This is a genomic window from Vibrio sp. 5S239, from assembly GCF_041439575.1.
GTDB classification, from domain to species: domain Bacteria; phylum Pseudomonadota; class Gammaproteobacteria; order Enterobacterales; family Vibrionaceae; genus Vibrio; species Vibrio kanaloae.
On sequence record NZ_JBGOOM010000013.1, the window covers coordinates 100,735 to 116,542 of the forward strand.

Annotated in this window: 13 protein-coding genes and 2 pseudogenes; 9 read left to right on the forward strand and 6 right to left on the reverse strand. The window is 42.3% G+C overall.

The window, feature by feature from the left end:
• Positions 1 to 6 precede the first annotated feature (6 nt).
• From ACED48_RS12155 to ACED48_RS12165, 3 genes are read right to left on the reverse strand one after another with little or no spacing between them, the layout of a single operon-like run.
• On the reverse strand, positions 7 to 825 hold the full coding sequence (locus ACED48_RS12155; RefSeq protein WP_017058409.1) for a DUF2861 family protein: 819 nt from the start codon (positions 823 to 825) through the stop codon (positions 7 to 9).
• The gene (locus tag ACED48_RS12160) at positions 825 to 1,472 is read right to left on the reverse strand and encodes a response regulator transcription factor (RefSeq protein ID WP_017058408.1); all 648 of its coding nucleotides are present in this window, start codon (positions 1,470 to 1,472) and stop codon (positions 825 to 827) included. Before ACED48_RS12160 ends, ACED48_RS12155 begins: the two co-directional genes overlap by 1 nt.
• Positions 1,450 to 2,859, reverse strand: a complete 1,410-nt coding sequence (locus tag ACED48_RS12165) for a DUF3404 domain-containing protein (RefSeq protein WP_017058407.1) — start codon at positions 2,857 to 2,859, stop codon at positions 1,450 to 1,452. The genes ACED48_RS12160 and ACED48_RS12165 overlap by 23 nt, the downstream gene beginning before the upstream one ends.
• A 272-nt stretch (positions 2,860 to 3,131) precedes the next feature.
• Between ACED48_RS12165 and ACED48_RS12170 the strand changes: the two genes are divergently transcribed.
• Both ACED48_RS12170 and ACED48_RS12175 read left to right on the forward strand, forming a co-directional pair.
• Positions 3,132 to 3,665, forward strand: a complete 534-nt coding sequence (locus tag ACED48_RS12170) for a YbhB/YbcL family Raf kinase inhibitor-like protein (protein WP_017058406.1) — start codon at positions 3,132 to 3,134, stop codon at positions 3,663 to 3,665.
• A 23-nt stretch (positions 3,666 to 3,688) separates the two neighbouring features.
• The gene (locus ACED48_RS12175) at positions 3,689 to 4,486 is read left to right on the forward strand and encodes a helix-turn-helix transcriptional regulator (RefSeq protein ID WP_017058405.1); all 798 of its coding nucleotides are present in this window, start codon (positions 3,689 to 3,691) and stop codon (positions 4,484 to 4,486) included.
• Positions 4,487 to 4,500: 14 nt separating this feature from the next.
• Here ACED48_RS12175 and ACED48_RS12180 read toward each other — a convergent pair.
• Positions 4,501 to 4,848: pseudogene (locus ACED48_RS12180) on the reverse strand (MFS transporter); the annotation flags it as partial.
• A 160-nt stretch (positions 4,849 to 5,008) separates the two neighbouring features.
• On the opposite strand from ACED48_RS12180, the gene ACED48_RS12185 reads away from it, so the two are divergent.
• The 5 genes from ACED48_RS12185 to ACED48_RS12205 all read left to right on the forward strand — a co-directional run bounded on the left by ACED48_RS12185 (position 5,009) and on the right by ACED48_RS12205 (position 11,813).
• Positions 5,009 to 6,340, forward strand: a complete 1,332-nt coding sequence (locus ACED48_RS12185; RefSeq protein ID WP_017058403.1) for a D-serine ammonia-lyase — start codon at positions 5,009 to 5,011, stop codon at positions 6,338 to 6,340.
• 254 nt (positions 6,341 to 6,594) lie between these two features.
• Complete coding sequence (locus ACED48_RS12190) at positions 6,595 to 7,395, forward strand: hypothetical protein (protein ID WP_017058402.1); 801 nt, start codon at positions 6,595 to 6,597, stop codon at positions 7,393 to 7,395.
• A 250-nt stretch (positions 7,396 to 7,645) separates the two neighbouring features.
• Positions 7,646 to 8,692, forward strand: coding sequence for a tryptophan--tRNA ligase (trpS, locus tag ACED48_RS12195; protein WP_017058401.1), 1,047 nt, complete (start codon positions 7,646 to 7,648; stop codon positions 8,690 to 8,692).
• Positions 8,693 to 8,984: 292 nt separating this feature from the next.
• Complete coding sequence (locus ACED48_RS12200; RefSeq protein ID WP_029627281.1) at positions 8,985 to 9,845, forward strand: delta-class carbonic anhydrase; 861 nt, start codon at positions 8,985 to 8,987, stop codon at positions 9,843 to 9,845.
• 441 nt (positions 9,846 to 10,286) lie between these two features.
• A complete protein-coding gene (locus ACED48_RS12205; protein ID WP_029627280.1) occupies positions 10,287 to 11,813 on the forward strand; it encodes a methyl-accepting chemotaxis protein in 1,527 nt (508 codons plus the stop codon).
• 141 nt (positions 11,814 to 11,954) lie between these two features.
• On the opposite strand, the gene ACED48_RS12210 is transcribed toward ACED48_RS12205, so the two are convergent.
• Positions 11,955 to 13,346 (reverse strand): HD-GYP domain-containing protein, encoded by a 1,392-nt coding sequence (locus ACED48_RS12210; protein WP_017058398.1) that lies wholly within the window; start codon positions 13,344 to 13,346, stop codon positions 11,955 to 11,957.
• Between the two features lie 259 nt (positions 13,347 to 13,605).
• Positions 13,606 to 14,265, reverse strand: a complete 660-nt coding sequence (locus tag ACED48_RS12215) for a methyltransferase (RefSeq protein WP_017058397.1) — start codon at positions 14,263 to 14,265, stop codon at positions 13,606 to 13,608.
• A 147-nt stretch (positions 14,266 to 14,412) separates the two neighbouring features.
• On the opposite strand from ACED48_RS12215, the pseudogene ACED48_RS12220 reads away from it, so the two are divergent.
• Both ACED48_RS12220 and ACED48_RS12225 read left to right on the forward strand, forming a co-directional pair.
• Positions 14,413 to 14,587: pseudogene (locus tag ACED48_RS12220) on the forward strand (MSHA biogenesis protein MshA); the annotation flags it as partial.
• Between the two features lie 469 nt (positions 14,588 to 15,056).
• Positions 15,057 to 15,623: a hypothetical protein gene (locus ACED48_RS12225; RefSeq protein WP_017058396.1), complete on the forward strand. Its 567-nt coding sequence runs from the start codon at positions 15,057 to 15,059 to the stop codon at positions 15,621 to 15,623.
• Positions 15,624 to 15,808 lie beyond the last annotated feature (185 nt).

The following is a 15,808-nucleotide window of genomic DNA, read 5'->3' on the forward strand; positions in this document are numbered from 1 at the left end:
ATTCAATTAGAAAGGCACCGCGACGCGTTGCACATATTGGACTTCAATAGCGCCTTGGTATTCAAACATTTCAACCGAAGCACTCAAATGTTTAGCTTTTGAACCTGAAGGGCTTTCTGTTGGAACCGGTGCTTGCGTTGTTTTGAGTGGTACCTTGAAACCTAACATATTGTAATTTTCATCAAACCACTGCCAATTGACATGGGTGTCTGGACAGTTGTCGATTACCTTGGGTGGCGTTACCAAAATATGCGGGTTATTGAGTTTGCTTTCGAGTATTAGCCATCGTTTGCTGTCATCCAAAGCCGCAACAATAGGGTAGTTGTGTGATCCTATGGTTAACTGATAAACACCAGACTCCGGTTTGAGAAACATTTCGTTAGTTTCAATCTCTTGATATGCCGCATCAGAATTGAGTTGCCCGTCGATAATAGTTTTCCCATCAGGTGACACCAGAGATATTCGTCGTGTTTGAGCTTCTATCGCTCCATTCAACTGCTCGACAGAGAGTTTAATCTGATAGCCTTGTGAGGAAAGGCCATGGCGCCAGATAAAGCTCACTTGGACGTGGTTGTTGTGTGCTGCACTTTGTGCAAGAGTGCCTCCACATTGAGTCCTACTTAAGATCTCTTGTTTTACGGGTAGCCAAAGTTGGCTATCAAGTTTCTCCTGATTAAGTGCGATTTGCAGCTCTTGCCACGCAACTTGAGGCTGGTCATTAAGCAGAGATTGATAGGTGTGCTGCAATGGCGTGTCAGTAAACCAAGCCGCATGACTTGTGAACGGCAAGGTGCAGAGCAGTGCGGTTAACGAAGTGACTTTCATTATGACTCCCCAGCCAAGCGGTAACCAACGCCGCGATGTGTTTCGATATTCAATGTTGGCAGCTTCTGGCGTAAGCGCAGTATGTGATTATCAATAGTTCGAGTACTAGGAAAGGCCTGATACCCCCAAATCTTATTGAGTAACTCATCTCGGTGAAACACTCGGCTTTGGTTCTGAATAAACAAGACCAATAACTGAAACTCTTTAGGTTTTAACGTGATAGGGCTTTCATCCAGATAAGCGATCCGTTCCGACAAGTTGACTTGGATATTTGCGTAATTTAAGAGGCTCACACCTAACGGACGAAGTTGGGTAATGACTCGAGCAAGCAACTCTTCGTTAGAAAAAGGTTTAGTCACGTAATCTTTAGCGCCTGCCATTAAGCCTTCTACGCGTTGCTGGACTTCCACTTTAGCGGTTAACACAATCACAGGAAGCGCTTTGAGCAATAACCAATTCGGCAGGTGTCGCAAACTGTCACCGTCTTCGAGTTGTCTATCCAGTATCACAAGATCGGCTCGAAACCATTGCTTACTGGCACTCTGTGAATCCTTCGCCCAAAGGCATTGGTAACCATTGGATTCAAAGAAGCTGACGAGGCCTTGTCCAAGCAAATGGTCGTCTTCAATCAGCAGTAGGGTATTCATAAGCTAGTTCCAAAATACATCGGGTCGGGTTACGAAGAATAATGAGGCGACCATTCACTTGTTTCATCAGGTGTTCGACAATAGTTAGGCCAATGCCCATGTTGTCTTGTCTGTGATTGGTATTCGGTGTTGTTCGAGATATAAACCGTTGCAGAAAAGAAGGGAAGTGGCCTTCGTCTTGTACCTCAACCCTGAGCTTTTCAGCGAGTTCGACTTTTACCAAGACCTCACCTTTACCGTGTTGTTTGGCGTTTTTAATCAAGTTATCTAGGCAGATGGTTAGCCAGTAATACGGTAGGTTAAGTTCGGCATCACTTGATTCACATTGATACTCGATATTGTGCTTTTCACATACATGATCGAGCCACTCCTCTAAGGATGCGTTTTGCTTTAACAAAGGCTCCGACTGATCCGCACTTAGGTACACTTTGCTGTTTTCGGTGAGCTGAGAGAGCCTTTGATAGTCTGAGATTAAGCGCCAAACCGCATCTTGGGTATCATCGGGAAATTCATCGTACCGATTTCTAAACATTTCGACGGTTAAGCCAAGGCTAGTGATCGGGGTTCGTAGTTCATGAGTAAGGAGTTGCAGTACAAACTGCTTCTCTTTGCGGTCTTTCCGTCGCAGGTATAAGACTCGGCCTAGTACTGAAAGTAGCAAAAACAGCAGGACAAAGGCCAAAATTTTCATTAGAAGCGTGCCATTGTTCGATTCAGCCAGGCACAGGTTACTGTAACGAAAAGAACAGTTTTTCCCTAACAATGTCACTTTTTGTTGATCAGCGATAGGTTGCCAAACTTCCGACGGAATCGCTTTCCAACCTTGTTCACCACTTAACCAAAGAACATCACCTTGTTGCCAAGCGCGGTATCCATTGAGTAGCGCCTCTTTTCCGTTTTTTTCTAAGCTTTCTAGCTTGTTGTACAACGGGTGAAACGGATTGCTAATACTTAAAAATGGATGAATTTGTTCACGTTTCTCTGGGTAATGAGCCACATAACGGTCAGCAAAACTGCCACCAGCAGGATGTCGTTTTGAGTGTGCCGCAAACCAGATGGAATCCAACGGTTTTTCCTGACACAAAGCCAGCTCGAATTCGATGGCATCATTCAAAAAAGGGTTGGTGTTTTCAATCGTTAGGCAACTATCTTGTATTGTGGCTAGCGCAGTGATGTCGCCCCAACTGAATTTTTTGAAATCAGGGTAGCGGCTGCTTTCCTGAAGCAAAACTTTTGGATACTGAGATAACTCTTTTTGAGAAATAGAGATAGGAGACGATTGCCAACTGAGTTGGTACAGGGTTTGCCACTTGTCTTGCAAGCTTTGGGCATTGGCTAATGTTGGTAGCCAAAGGGTCAAACAAAGGGCTAATGTCAGCCTGCGCATCCAGTCATTCTCATTAAAAGTCATTAGGGCGAGTCTAAAGAGTTTTGGCTGAGATTTGTAACCTGAATGTCAACAAGTGCATTTTTATTTAAAACTGTGATAAGCCTGCAAGATAAATAATACAGGTAGCTAAAATTATGTACTTGTATAATGACGATGAATTTCAGTAAGTATCATTTGATGGTTTTAAGTTGATTGATTGTATACTTACTGTCATTTTTTTAAGAGTGAGAGTGACTATACTGGATTTAAATCTAATAAGAGGAACTACCATGAAAACAACTATTAAATCAATATTGGCAATGAGTATTTTGGCTGCAGGCTCGGCTCAGGCATTTGAACTAATGAGTAGTGATATTCAAGAAGGTCATCCTATGGCGAAGACGTTTGAATACTCTAGCTGGGGCTGCGATGGAGATAACTTATCACCGCAGTTGATGTGGAAAGACGTGCCAGCAGGTACCAAAAGCTTTGCTATTACAGCTTACGACCCAGACGCACCAACAGAAAGTGGCTTCTGGCACTGGGTTGCGTTTGATATCCCTGCAACTGTGAACGAGCTTCCTCGCGGTGTCGACATCTCTAAAGTCGGCGGCAAAGAAGGTCGTATTGATTACGGTACAGTTGGCTACGGTGGCGCTTGCCCTCCAGAAAAAGATGGTATGCACCGCTACCAATTTACAGTTTGGGCATTACCAACGGACAAACTTAACTTAGACGAAAACACGCCGTCGGCAGTGGTTGGATTCACGTTGAACAGCATGGCTTTAGACAAAGCGAAACTGACGGCAACTTATACTCGTTGATAATAAGTAAACAAGGGGATGAGATGAATCATCAATATCAAGTGACGATCTTTCGTGCAGAGCAGTTACAAAAGCTGCGTAATGTGAGGATTCTATCCCCTAGTATCATTCAGATCATTACAGGCAGTAAGCGCCTGTTTTGGAAAGACTCAGCGGCCGAACTCTCACATTCTGAGCTGTTGTTGTGTGAGGCATCAGCTTCACTAAGCTTTGAGAACATGCCCCACAAAGGGCGCTTCTTGTCGCGAGTATTCAGCTTTCAATTCCAACCTTCTCAGGCGATGCTTGATTTAAGTGAGGAATGGTCGAATGATCTGGGGTTGCCTACAGTCAAAGCGGATCGAAACTTACAAGACTCACTCAACGCGCTGTTTTCGTTTGATACACAGAGCATGAGCAAAGAGACTCAACAGTTTTGGTTGCAGGGCTTGTACCAGCAATTAGCCGAAAAAGGGGTGTTGCATCGATTGTTTGCGAGTGCCAACGTCTCGTTTAGCCAAAAGCTCAGCCACTACCTTTCACATTCACCTGATGAGAAGCATCCGCTAGAATCGGTGGCGGAACGCTTTGCGATGAGTCGCGCGACACTGATTCGGAAGCTCAAACTGGAAGGTATGCAATATCGTGAGGTACTGGCTGAAGTTCGCTTGAGCCATGCGATTTATCTGATGCAAAACGGACAACAAAATGTTGCGATGTTGGCTCAGTCTTGCGGTTACCAATCGGAAGGGCGTTTTAGTCAGCGCTTTAAAGGCAAATTTGGTTTGTCACCAAGTGAATACATCAAAACCATCGTCAGCAATAGAGTCGCGACGCCATAACCATTCTGTTTGTCCTAAACGCTCACTTTTTTGTCTCGTGCTGCCAATGCCGCGAAAATCGTGCACGCAAATGCAACAGATGCGATCAGCAGAATGGGAACGCTCCAAGAATCGGTTTGAGCATGAAGCTTACCCACCAGCGTTGGACCCTTTGCCGCTAAGGCATAACCGATTTCTTGAGCCATACCCGATAATGATGCGCTTGGCTGCTATTCGATGTACGTAAGTCAACAAAAGAGAGTGCGGTAATAAACGTCGAGCAGTTGGCTAATCCAAAGAGTGATGAGCCATTGTTGATTTTCACTTTTGGCTAAGAATGGCAGTAACAGCATTCCCGGAACCATAGTCGAAAATTGCAGAAATGTGCTATTACGAAGAGAGGCCCTCATAGGTTGCTCTATTGGTTACTTATGAGAAGAAAAGCTAGCCTACAGATCATTGAATGATCACACAAATACCGTTTAAATAGGTTTACTAATAACTGAACCAGCGTAGTTCGCGCTTTACTAGAGAAGGTCACCCATGACTGTATTGAATATTGACAAGCTCATTTCAGACTTCCCATTGCTTCAACGGTTAGTTGATCTGGAAGAAGTGACTTGGTTTAACCCAAACATCACGACTTTGGAGCAAGGTTTACCCTATGTGGAATTAGGCGAACAAGATATTCACGATGCGAGCATGAGGTTACAAAGGTTTGCTCCTTACCTAGCCAAGGCGTTTCTTGAAACTCAAGTGACCAATGGCATCATCGAGTCTGAGCTTGTTGACATTCCATCTATGCAATCAGTATTGGAAGCACATTATCAGCAGCCTATCAAAGGGCGTTTGATGATGAAGAAAGATAGCCATTTGCCGATTTCAGGTTCAATCAAAGCGCGCGGTGGTATCTATGAAGTACTAACGCATGCTGAGAAGCTTGCCATTGAAGCCGGGTTATTGTGTGAGAGCGATGACTACAGTAAGTTGCTCGAACCTGAATTTCGTGACTTCTTCCAACAATACAGCATTGCGGTAGGCTCTACAGGTAATCTAGGCATGTCGATCGGTATCATGAGTGCCAAATTAGGCTTTACGGTCTCTGTTCATATGTCGGCAGACGCGAGAGCTTGGAAGAAAAGCAAACTTCGTGAGCATGGCGTCAACGTTGTTGAATATGAACAAGACTATGGCGTTGCGGTGGAGCAAGGACGTAAAGAGGCAGAACAAGATCCTCGATGCTTTTTCATTGATGATGAAAACTCGCAAACCCTATTCCTTGGTTATTCGGTGGCAGGGCAAAGGCTCAAACAGCAATTTGAGCAACAATATATTTCAGTAGATAAAGAGCACCCATTATTTGTTTACTTACCATGTGGAGTAGGTGGTGGGCCCGGTGGTGTCGCATTTGGCTTGAAGATGGCTTTTGGTGATCATGTCCATTGTATTTTTGCTGAACCGACTCATTCACCTTGTATGTTGCTCGGTGTTCATACCGGTTTGCATGATGAGATTGCGGTGCAAGATCTTGGTATCGACAACCTCACCGCCGCAGACGGTTTAGCGGTGGGGAGGGCATCTGGCTTTGTCGGTCGAGCGATGGAGCGCTTGCTTGATGGTTACTACACATTAAACGATGAACGCATGTATCAATTGCTAGGCGAACTGAACCAAGCAGAGGGTGTTCAACTTGAGCCTTCAGCGCTAGCGGGTATGCCGGGTGCGATTCATGTTGAGCAAAATAGTGAATACCTTGCTCGTCTAGAAATTGATGAGTCGACTCTAGCGAATGCAACACACCTTGTGTGGGCGACAGGCGGAGGCATGGTGCCATCACAAGAAATGGCAGCTTACTTAGCTAAGTCATCGGTTTAACCCCAAAGCTTTTATGAGCTAATGTTTTTTACAAAGAGAAGCTGTTATAAATATCAGCGGTTAAAAGATAAGTCATGATAGAAGAGTGTTGTTTATCGGTTGAACACACTCTTTCTCACCTCTAATTCCCACCGTAACTTAAACAATAACTTGCGCAGATCGTTATCCAAAACACACATTTTATAAATTAAACTTCTTAGATGTTCCAACTATCAGTTAGGTTTAGTGGCATTTAACTTGATAGGAATTAAGCAATGCAAACGGATAAAGTGATGCAGACAAGACACATAAACACACCAGAAAAATTACTCCAGCGTTTAGATGCAATCGGGGAGTCTTTGGAAGCATCGAGTAAGGCTCATGCTTTATTGGGATTGGGCTCAGTAGGTATTGAAACGGAGCGACTTGATCAGTATTCAGATGTCGATTTTTTCGCGATAGTGCAAACAGGGTACAAGCAGTATTTCTTAGACAGTTTGCATTGGCTATCTGATATTCACCCAATCGACTACGCGGTGAGAAATACTGTCGATGGCTATAAAGTCCTGTACGCCGACGGAATTTTTTGCGAGTTTGCGGTGTTTGAACCCCACGAGTTAGCGCATATCCCCTTTGCTGAAGGGCGCATAGTTTGGCAGCGACCTGAATTTGATACTCAGTGCTGTATCCCATCACAAAAGGGCACGGCAGAAGTTAATTCGCAAGCGTGGATCATAGGCGAAGCATTAACCAATCTTTATGTCGGCATGTCTCGTTATAACCGAGGCGAAAAACTGTCGGGCAGTCGGTTTGTTCAATCTTACGCTCTCGATCGTTTGATCGATCTTGTGGATCAAACTGAACAGCCTGAGCCTGAATTCGTTGATGAATTTATGTCTGATAGAAGGTTAGAAGTACGCTTTCCTAAGTTTGCTCAATTACTACCAAGTTTTACACAAGGTTACGAGCGTACTGCTGAATCGGCACTTGCCCAATTAGCGTTCCTCAACACCCACTTTACAGTCAATCAAGCCATGTGTGACCGAATCACTGAACTGTGTACCAGTAACGATTAAGCCTATAACCTATTAATCTTAAACCTATTTTCTTGGTGCGCGTAAATAACAGTTGTCGCTCGTCAGTATTGTTGATAAGTTTTAACCATGAAATTTAATTCTGCTTCAACTTCAATTTTCTTTTGGTGGTGCTCTTAACAGAGCAGCACGGAATACTCACATTCTTTAGCTGCTGGACGGTAGCTAAGAATGTCATCAAAAATGTCGCCTCTTTTTATCTCCAGTAGCCTTTTTAACTTGGAGATACACCATGAATACCAACTTAAACAGCCATATCGACAGCAACAGCTATACCAACAAGCCTGAAATCATTCTGACTGGCGATAGAGCAACTGGGCCTTTGCATTTAGGTCATTACGTCGGTTCACTTAAACAAAGAGTCTCTTTGCAGCATATTCACGACCAAACGATACTGGTTGCCGACATGCAGGGGCTTACTGATAACGCCCATAATCCAGCAAAGGTTTCGTCTAACATTCTCAATGTGGTGGCTGATTATCTCGCGGTGGGCATTGATCCGACCAAGACCACGATTTGCCTTCAATCACACCTATCAGCACTGGCTGAACTCACTATGTTCTACAGCAACCTTGTATCTATCGCTCGGTTGGAGCGTAACCCAACCGTTAAAAGCGAAATCCAGAACAAAGAATTTGGGCGCTCAATTCCTGCTGGCTTTCTGACTTATCCCATCTCTCAAGCTGCCGATATTACGGCGTTCAATGCAACCTTGATTCCTGTTGGTGACGACCAATTGCCAATGCTAGAACAGACCAATGAGATAGTGAGAAAAGTAAACTCACTCGCGGGTCAGCCAATCTTAAATGAGTGTAAACCTCTGCTAAGTAATGCCTCTCGTCTTCCTAGCACCGACGGCAAAAGCAAGATGTCTAAATCAATGGGTAACGCCATTAATTTAGGTGCAACAGAGAAAGAAATTCGGGCAGCTGTGAAATCTATGTATACCGATCCAACTCATCTAAGAATTGAAGACCCTGGCAACGTCGAGGGGAATATAGTGTTCACTTATCTTGATGCTTTTCATACTGACGTTAACTATATCAGTGAACTAAAAGAGCACTACCGAAGAGGTGGGTTAGGCGATGGTCAGACGAAGAAAGTATTGGAAGAGTGCCTGCAAGATATGTTGCGTCCAATCCGCGAAAGAAGAGCTGAGCTTTTAGATGATAAAGCACAGCTTATCGATATCTTACGTAAAGGCACTCAGGTCTCGAAAGAGAGAACTGAATCAGTGCTGTTTGAGGTTAAAGACCTATTTGGGCTGAATATTTTGTAAATAAGTAGATGCAATCTCTGATATTGGAACCTTACGGATCGACCTATTTGAATAAAGATACCGTCGACACAATTAGGCGCTTGTTCGATCTGTCAGGTATTTATCGTGTTTAACGCGCTACGTGTATTAAAGCTTTTAAGACTATTCTCAAAAGCTTTTACACTCATATCAAAGTAAACAATGGAATCTAATCTTACTAAGACGGTACCTTATATTCACTTTTGATTACTGTAATATGTGCGCGGTGAAGTTCGATATTTAGGTCGATTTATCAATATTTTAGGGACGAAGCATGAAGATTAGAAGTGTATTTTTAAGTGTAGTTATGGCTATATTGTCAGGTCAAGCAAGCGCGTCTAACGCGAACCATGAGCCCGTTTCCGACAGTGTCATAGCCGAGCAAAGAATGCAGTTATTGGAAAATACACAAGGGAAAGGGTTTGGCCCGCAAGCTCCTCGAGATTTAGGTTCTTTCGAAGGCACTAACGCCCACCTGTTTTCGGACGCACCAGATTCAGCGGTTATGAACTTGTGTAATATTCATTTTCATAAAAATGCTGAGCACAAAGGCGGTGAGTTTACTCAATACGTCGGTAACGGTGATGGTAAAGGTTTCCAAAGTGGTTACAAGTACGAAGGTAAGTTGAGTACCAATGAGCTTAAATCATTTAGTCAAAAGGTTTGCCCTAGTGAGCATGGCTCTCTTTATTCGGGTGATACTATTGAGGTGCATTACGTGTACTCAACGGCGCAAGTCGCACCGGGTGAAACGCTTGCGGCTTGTTTCAATGATGCAATTACTAACCCGCAACTGCGTGTAGAAACCCAAGTCTATGTGTTGGTGAATGACGATAAAGCACTCGACTTTGAAACCTTGGCTAAGCACACTAAAGTCGATGGCTTGCACCAAGCCCCCAATATTCCGAAAGATACAGGAACAGCGATTCAATATTCAGGTTCTACCACCGGTCCTAGTTACAATGAACAAGGCTCGCCTTTCCAAGTAACATGGAACGTGAGACCACAAGTGGCGAAAGTTAATATTGCGACTGTTGGCCGTTGGTGTGAAGGAAACGACTTTAACGAAGATCACGCACACGGTGTGAGAAATTTAGTGGTAAACCCAGATCTACTGTCACCAATCCGCAACTAAATCGGTATATTTGATGGCTAGGCCATTACCTCAACTAGTTATGTGGCTGACTAGATATCACTAGCAGGGCGGCCTCCTTAGGGCCGCTTTTGTTAAATCCCCTAATCCTTTCTAAATTGGCATGATTTAAAGCTGCGATACCGTAAGTATTTGTGTTTAATCATTTCTATTTATCGTCTTTATACTTCTCTCCCAACCTTCAAGTAACTAACGCGTTCCAAATAATTAGGAAACATTGTGCAAATGTTACGATTTCATGGTTTTTCATACAATTTCGCTAAAGTTATCGAGCTTTAGACAGATAAAGAACAGTAGCGAGCTTTAACATGAGAAGTGTTGTATGCGAGCTCAGGTTTAGTTCTTAAACCTCTAAAGAATTTTTAATAAACTTGCGTTGAGACTACCTAAATGAAGAAAACAATCCTATTAGCCGTTTTTATTATGTTTGGTATTGCGGTCGCTGCGAGTATGGTTTCAACCTATCTCATTTCAAGCGAAAAAATTGATGAAATAATCTTAAATAAATCTCAAGTTCAAGCGGAATTTTTAGCTGGCAATGCAGGGTATGTCCTAGAAAACTCGAACAATCCAGTTCAAGACTTACAAAAACTGGTTAGTGAACTTAAACAGCGTAATGATGTTAGTTATGCCATTGTTATTGATAGTAACGTAACTGCTATTGCACACAGTGATAAAAAGAAACTCAACAAAGTTTATGAAGATAGTTATACCGTTGAAGGTGCAACTAAAGGCGTACAGCAGTATTCGAAGTGGTACGCTGATGTGCAGCAAGTATGGGTGTTTGATATCATGGCGCCTATCTATGTCAACGGTGAACTTTATGGCACCTTTGATATCGGTATTCCAATTACCGAAGTCAGCCAAGCTACAAATGGAATAATTAGTTACCAATTGGTTTCAATGATTGTTATTTTTGTTGTTTGTCTCGTTGTTCTATCATTCCTTTTAAACAAACTGATGCAGCCCCTCTTGGTATTGAAAAATACATTACACGACATTTCTGAAGGTGATGGCGATTTAACCGTCCGATTACCAATTAAGGGTAACGATGAAGTCGCTCAAATCTCGTCAGCTTTCAATGTGTTCGTGGGCAAGGTACACGAGATAATTACGCAAACAGTAAATACCGGCGTTGAATTAAATAGCACCGCTATTGCTCTTCGTGAACAGTCACAACAAGCATTGCAAAGAGGACAAGAACAAAACGAACAAACGATGTTGGTTGTGACATCTATGAATGAAATGATTGCTACGGTTAATGAAATTGCATCGAGCGCTGCAAATGCGGCAAATGCTGCAAATATGGCAACCAGCGAGACTCAAGAAGGGCATAACACAATCGAAAAGACAACAACCTCGATTGCTAACCTTGAAGCAGAAATGACGAGTGCGTCTAACATCATCGTGAGTCTTGCTGATAACACGCAGTCGATCGGCACTATTCTTGATGTTATTAGAGGTATATCTGAACAAACGAATTTGCTTGCGCTTAACGCTGCAATTGAAGCTGCACGTGCCGGTGAGGCCGGTCGAGGTTTTGCTGTTGTTGCCGATGAAGTTCGTAACCTTGCAACAAAAACTGCACAGTCGACAGATGAAATTGACACCATGATAAACCAACTTCAAACTGAAGCTAAAAACGCCGTTAACTCGATGAGTAATAGTAAGAGCTTAATTGAAGAGGGCACCACCGAAACCGAAATGGCGCGTCAAGCTTTGGAAAAAATCTCTACACAAGTTTTGGCTATTCTCGATATTAACACTCAAGTTGCGACAGCAACGGAGCAGCAATCAGCTGTCGCGAATGAAATCAATATGAATATGGATACGGTTAATAATTCAGTGAAGAATGGCTTAAGCGCAAGTGAAAAGTTGGAACAATCGAGCCAGCAACTGGCCGATCTGTCGCAAGCCCTCGATAGTTATGTTGGTTCATTTAAAATCTAGATTTCCTAACATATCTCTCTAAGAGGTATGTCGGATTTCCCGTTATTCAATAGCGCGTTATTGCTAATTAGCAGTAACGCGCTTTTTTGTATTCGAACACCAGGCCGAGTGGCAGCGCCAAGCCCTAGTATGAAGCGATGGCTAAACAGCGGAATCAAGAGTTGTCAGTTCCTCTGGCAATTTATCCAACGCACGCTTTAATGCTTCAAAGCATTCAGGATCAATCGCAGTATTTAAATTTTCAGACATTATATCCAACGTTTTTGGTACTGGTACTGCTCCGCGGTAAGGTCGTTCTGCTGTAATAGCATCAAAAATATCAGCGGTAGTGATAATTCGGGTTGACAATACAATGGATTCAGCACTTAGTTTGTTGGGATATCCAGTGCCATCAAGCTTCTCATGATGGCTACCTGCCATGTTTGATAGGTTTTTAAAGGGGGTTATCTGCGATAATATATCTTTAGTAAATTGGGCATGTTGTTGAACGGATAACCATTCATCGTCATCTAATTTTCCAGGTTTATCGAGTATCGAATTGCTCACACCTAGCTTCCCAACATCGTGCAATAATGCTGCACGCTTAAGCCATTTCCGTTCTTCTTCTGATATCCCCATTTCTATAGCAATAAGGTCAGTAAAGAAGGCAACTCTCTCACTATGACCAGATGTGAAAGGGCTTTTACTATCGATGATTTTTCCAAACGCAAAAACGATGCAATCAAGGTAGTCATCATCAATGAGTATGCTGGCTTTTGCTGGCGCTAATGCCATGACTTTATCAATGATATTTGCTGAGGTTAAGGCAGTGCAGAATTCGTTATCCTTTGCTATTTCGTTTATCGCAGAAACTAAAGTTGGGTCAAACCAACTTCCACTTCTCTCGTTTGCTTCGTTTAGCGCGGTTTCGAAATTGTGTTCAAATTGGAAAACGTCAATGACTTGTGCAAGTAACGCAATACGAGAATTTAATGGAATATTTTGTTGAGCGAGGTTTTCTGGGCGACCACTACCATCCCAATGTTCATCCAAAGAATGAACCCCCAATGCGACATTTTCATTAAACCTTAGCTCTCTCGCAATATCGGCACCTCTCGAACAGCGAGTTTCTATCAACTCTTGAGCGTAGGAATCACCATTTTTTAAGATATCGATCGTCTTGGTGATGCGAGTTAGCCAGTTTTTATTTTTCCCCGTATTACGAATAACAAAGTTGATGACACTTGATAGGCTTGTCCCCACTGTCTTAAAATTACGTTTGAACTCCCTATCATCAGCGAGGTAGAGTTCGCAAATACGAGCTGCATTACTACTACAGCCAGTATCTTTTAATAACAGGGTAAAATAGAGGTCATGAAGTTCGCTTTCTGATAAACCGATTTTCTCACCTATGTGCATGCCAATCCAGCAGCAACGGATACAATGTTCCGGTGGTTGTCCTTCCGTCATATCCAGAGCTGTTGTCAACGATAGCATTAGCTCAGACAATTGAATGTAATTAGACTCAGGTAATAATGGCGCTACTTCGTTCATTTAACTTCCTATGAGCAGTGTAGGTAGTTGGACTGTTATACCAAAACTTTGTTTTAATGTACCAGTTTTACGCAATAGAATGATAAACATTAAATGCCGTTTAATAATATATGCTCAAAATGTTTTTTTAAATATGTGTGAGTGAGCGGTTCACTAGTGCATCAATATAGCGCACCTTAAGTCTCTTCATACTGGCACTTAGACTGACTGCACTCAAGTCTGGATATTGCCGCCCATATAAATGAAATGTACTGTACTTTTAGGCGTTACGAGAGAATCTTAGTATGTGACCTTTAAATTTTTGCTCTAAGTAATCAGTATTTTCTGGTTGTATGTGGTCATTTGTAAACCCGTACTCGCTCATTTTGGCACTCAGTTTATTTTTTCGTCCACGGCCTGGATCGACAATGATCACTTCACAAGTATCGTTGGCATGGTTTTGGATAAAATAGGACAACAATTCAACATGTTGGTCTTCATATAGAAGATCACTACCGATTATAAGATCAAAAAGACCTAATTGACTTTCTTTGTCTGCCCAATCTACGCGTTCGAAAGCAATTTTCTTTCTGTTATTTAGTTGTATGTTTCTATTTAAGAACTCTTCAACTTCAGGGTGAAAGTCGGTAGCGGTGATGTTGGCTCGTTGCTCATTGAGGAGCAAACTAGATAAAGCCATACCACATCCTATTTCAAGAATACGTTTGTTTTTAGTATCAAAATGAAGCATATGGTGGGCAAGGACTAAACTTGATGGCCAAACAATCCCAAAAATTGGCCACGATGCAGATGAAATACCGATATTGAGTGCAACATTATCCGGGTCATTAAATTGTTGATTATCACGTAGGGTACAAAGGTGTATATCTGTGTTTTCGATTTCAATCGTTTGGTAGCGAATACGAAGTTTAACTGTCATGTAATTTTAGTCCGATAATAAGGCTAAGCCAAGTATCAGGAAATCATAATTGACAAAACAAGATAGGATTCAGTTTAAAGGTATTTGAATTCAAAGCAAGGTCAAAAAATCGACTATCAATAGCTCTGACGCGATACATAAAATGTTGGGAACCGACACACAGTCGTTGGGTACACTCATTCATATAGTTGAAGCAGACCTTAGTAGTAACAATCTAACTGACGATGCTTTGCCTTCGGGGTGCTATGTTATCTATGATTCTTTTGGTGGACGAGTTACTGGGAACGAATGTCCAGTCCGAGTAGTGAACGACGAATGCTAACCAGAGTAGCTAAACGACTCTATTTAGATTAAGGCTTATTCGAATTCAATAAAAAACGCGTTATTGCCAAGTAGCAATAACGCGTTTTTTTGTATTAGCTTGATGATCTATCTTAGTTTGCCAATGGAGCACTTGCTGGTGGCAAGTCACGTTTCTTAAACACCTTACCGTATAGGATCAAGCATTAGATTTATAGAGTTCAAAATGCTCAGAGATAGAGACGGGATCTGATGGTTAAAATACTGTTTTAACGTACATAAGTTGATAATTTTAATAGAAGTTATACTAAACAGATAAATTCTATATTTGCCACATTAATCACCAAGGTGACGATATAAGTGATTGTTATGGATACACAAAGGCTAGTACAATCGGCGGCATAAAAAACTAGATAGAAAGATTCTGTATTTAAATGCAGAATCTTTCGGTCTAATAGCTGTTAGCTGTCCATCGAAGATAGGAGTTAATATTGAACAAAAATAAAGAATCGCACCCGATCCGTAATGGTGTCGTTGCGTCTGTAATTGGCGGCATTATTTTATCTTTTTGGGCGCCGTTTAGAGAGCTTTTAGTTAAGGGTGCATTATGGTGTTGGGGACTACTGACTTCGATTTGGGGGTGGTTCTCATCTACACACGAAATCTACGGATGGGTATTGGCGCTATTAATTGTCTTGTCATTTCCTACATTAATTAAATTGGTTTCCGTAGTGGCAAGGAAAAAAGAACCAGGAGTGGAACAGTTATACAAGTCAGATTTCCTATTTGGCGCTGACTGGGATTGGTACTATTTAAATGGTGAAATTAAAAATCTGTGGTGTTTATGCCCCTCCTGCAAGAGTGAACTAGTATACTCAGAATTCATACCAGATAGGTATAATTTTACTCATGACGGTTTGGAGCCAAAAACAGATTTTCTATGTGAACGGTGTAATACGACAAGATGTTCGCTGAAAGGAAATAAACGATATGCTCTTGGCACAGTGGAAAGAGAAATACGTAGAAAAATCAGAAATAATGAGTGGCAAAACAGCTAACAAAGCGTTTAAGGCAGATTCGCAACGCTTGGCGGTTTCACTTCGATTTGGCTGCTGTGTTTAAGGCGCAATGGTTTAGTTCGGTGGTCGCGCTGCTCACTACTTAACGCGGCGTTAGTTTGCAAAGGGCAGAAAAGCATTTATGGTCTAAAAGCTTTGTTCTACGCTCTAGCTATTCACCTGTT

What these genes read in the sequence shown, in the direction of transcription:
- ACED48_RS12155 (WP_017058409.1), bottom strand. Translation starts at nt 825, where the DNA reads ATGAAAGTCACTTCGTTAACCGCACTGCTCTGCACCTTGCCGTTCACA.
- ACED48_RS12200 (WP_029627281.1), top strand. Translation starts at nt 8,985, where the DNA reads ATGAAGATTAGAAGTGTATTTTTAAGTGTAGTTATGGCTATATTGTCA.
- ACED48_RS12165 (WP_017058407.1), bottom strand. Translation starts at nt 2,859, where the DNA reads ATGCGCAGGCTGACATTAGCCCTTTGTTTGACCCTTTGGCTACCAACA.
- ACED48_RS12185 (WP_017058403.1), top strand. Translation starts at nt 5,009, where the DNA reads ATGACTGTATTGAATATTGACAAGCTCATTTCAGACTTCCCATTGCTT.
- ACED48_RS12215 (WP_017058397.1), bottom strand. Translation starts at nt 14,265, where the DNA reads ATGACAGTTAAACTTCGTATTCGCTACCAAACGATTGAAATCGAAAAC.
- ACED48_RS12175 (WP_017058405.1), top strand. Translation starts at nt 3,689, where the DNA reads ATGAATCATCAATATCAAGTGACGATCTTTCGTGCAGAGCAGTTACAA.
- ACED48_RS12190 (WP_017058402.1), top strand. Translation starts at nt 6,595, where the DNA reads ATGCAAACGGATAAAGTGATGCAGACAAGACACATAAACACACCAGAA.
- ACED48_RS12210 (WP_017058398.1), bottom strand. Translation starts at nt 13,346, where the DNA reads ATGAACGAAGTAGCGCCATTATTACCTGAGTCTAATTACATTCAATTG.
- ACED48_RS12205 (WP_029627280.1), top strand. Translation starts at nt 10,287, where the DNA reads ATGTTTGGTATTGCGGTCGCTGCGAGTATGGTTTCAACCTATCTCATT.
- ACED48_RS12170 (WP_017058406.1), top strand. Translation starts at nt 3,132, where the DNA reads ATGAAAACAACTATTAAATCAATATTGGCAATGAGTATTTTGGCTGCA.
- ACED48_RS12160 (WP_017058408.1), bottom strand. Translation starts at nt 1,472, where the DNA reads ATGAATACCCTACTGCTGATTGAAGACGACCATTTGCTTGGACAAGGC.
- trpS (WP_017058401.1), top strand. Translation starts at nt 7,646, where the DNA reads ATGAATACCAACTTAAACAGCCATATCGACAGCAACAGCTATACCAAC.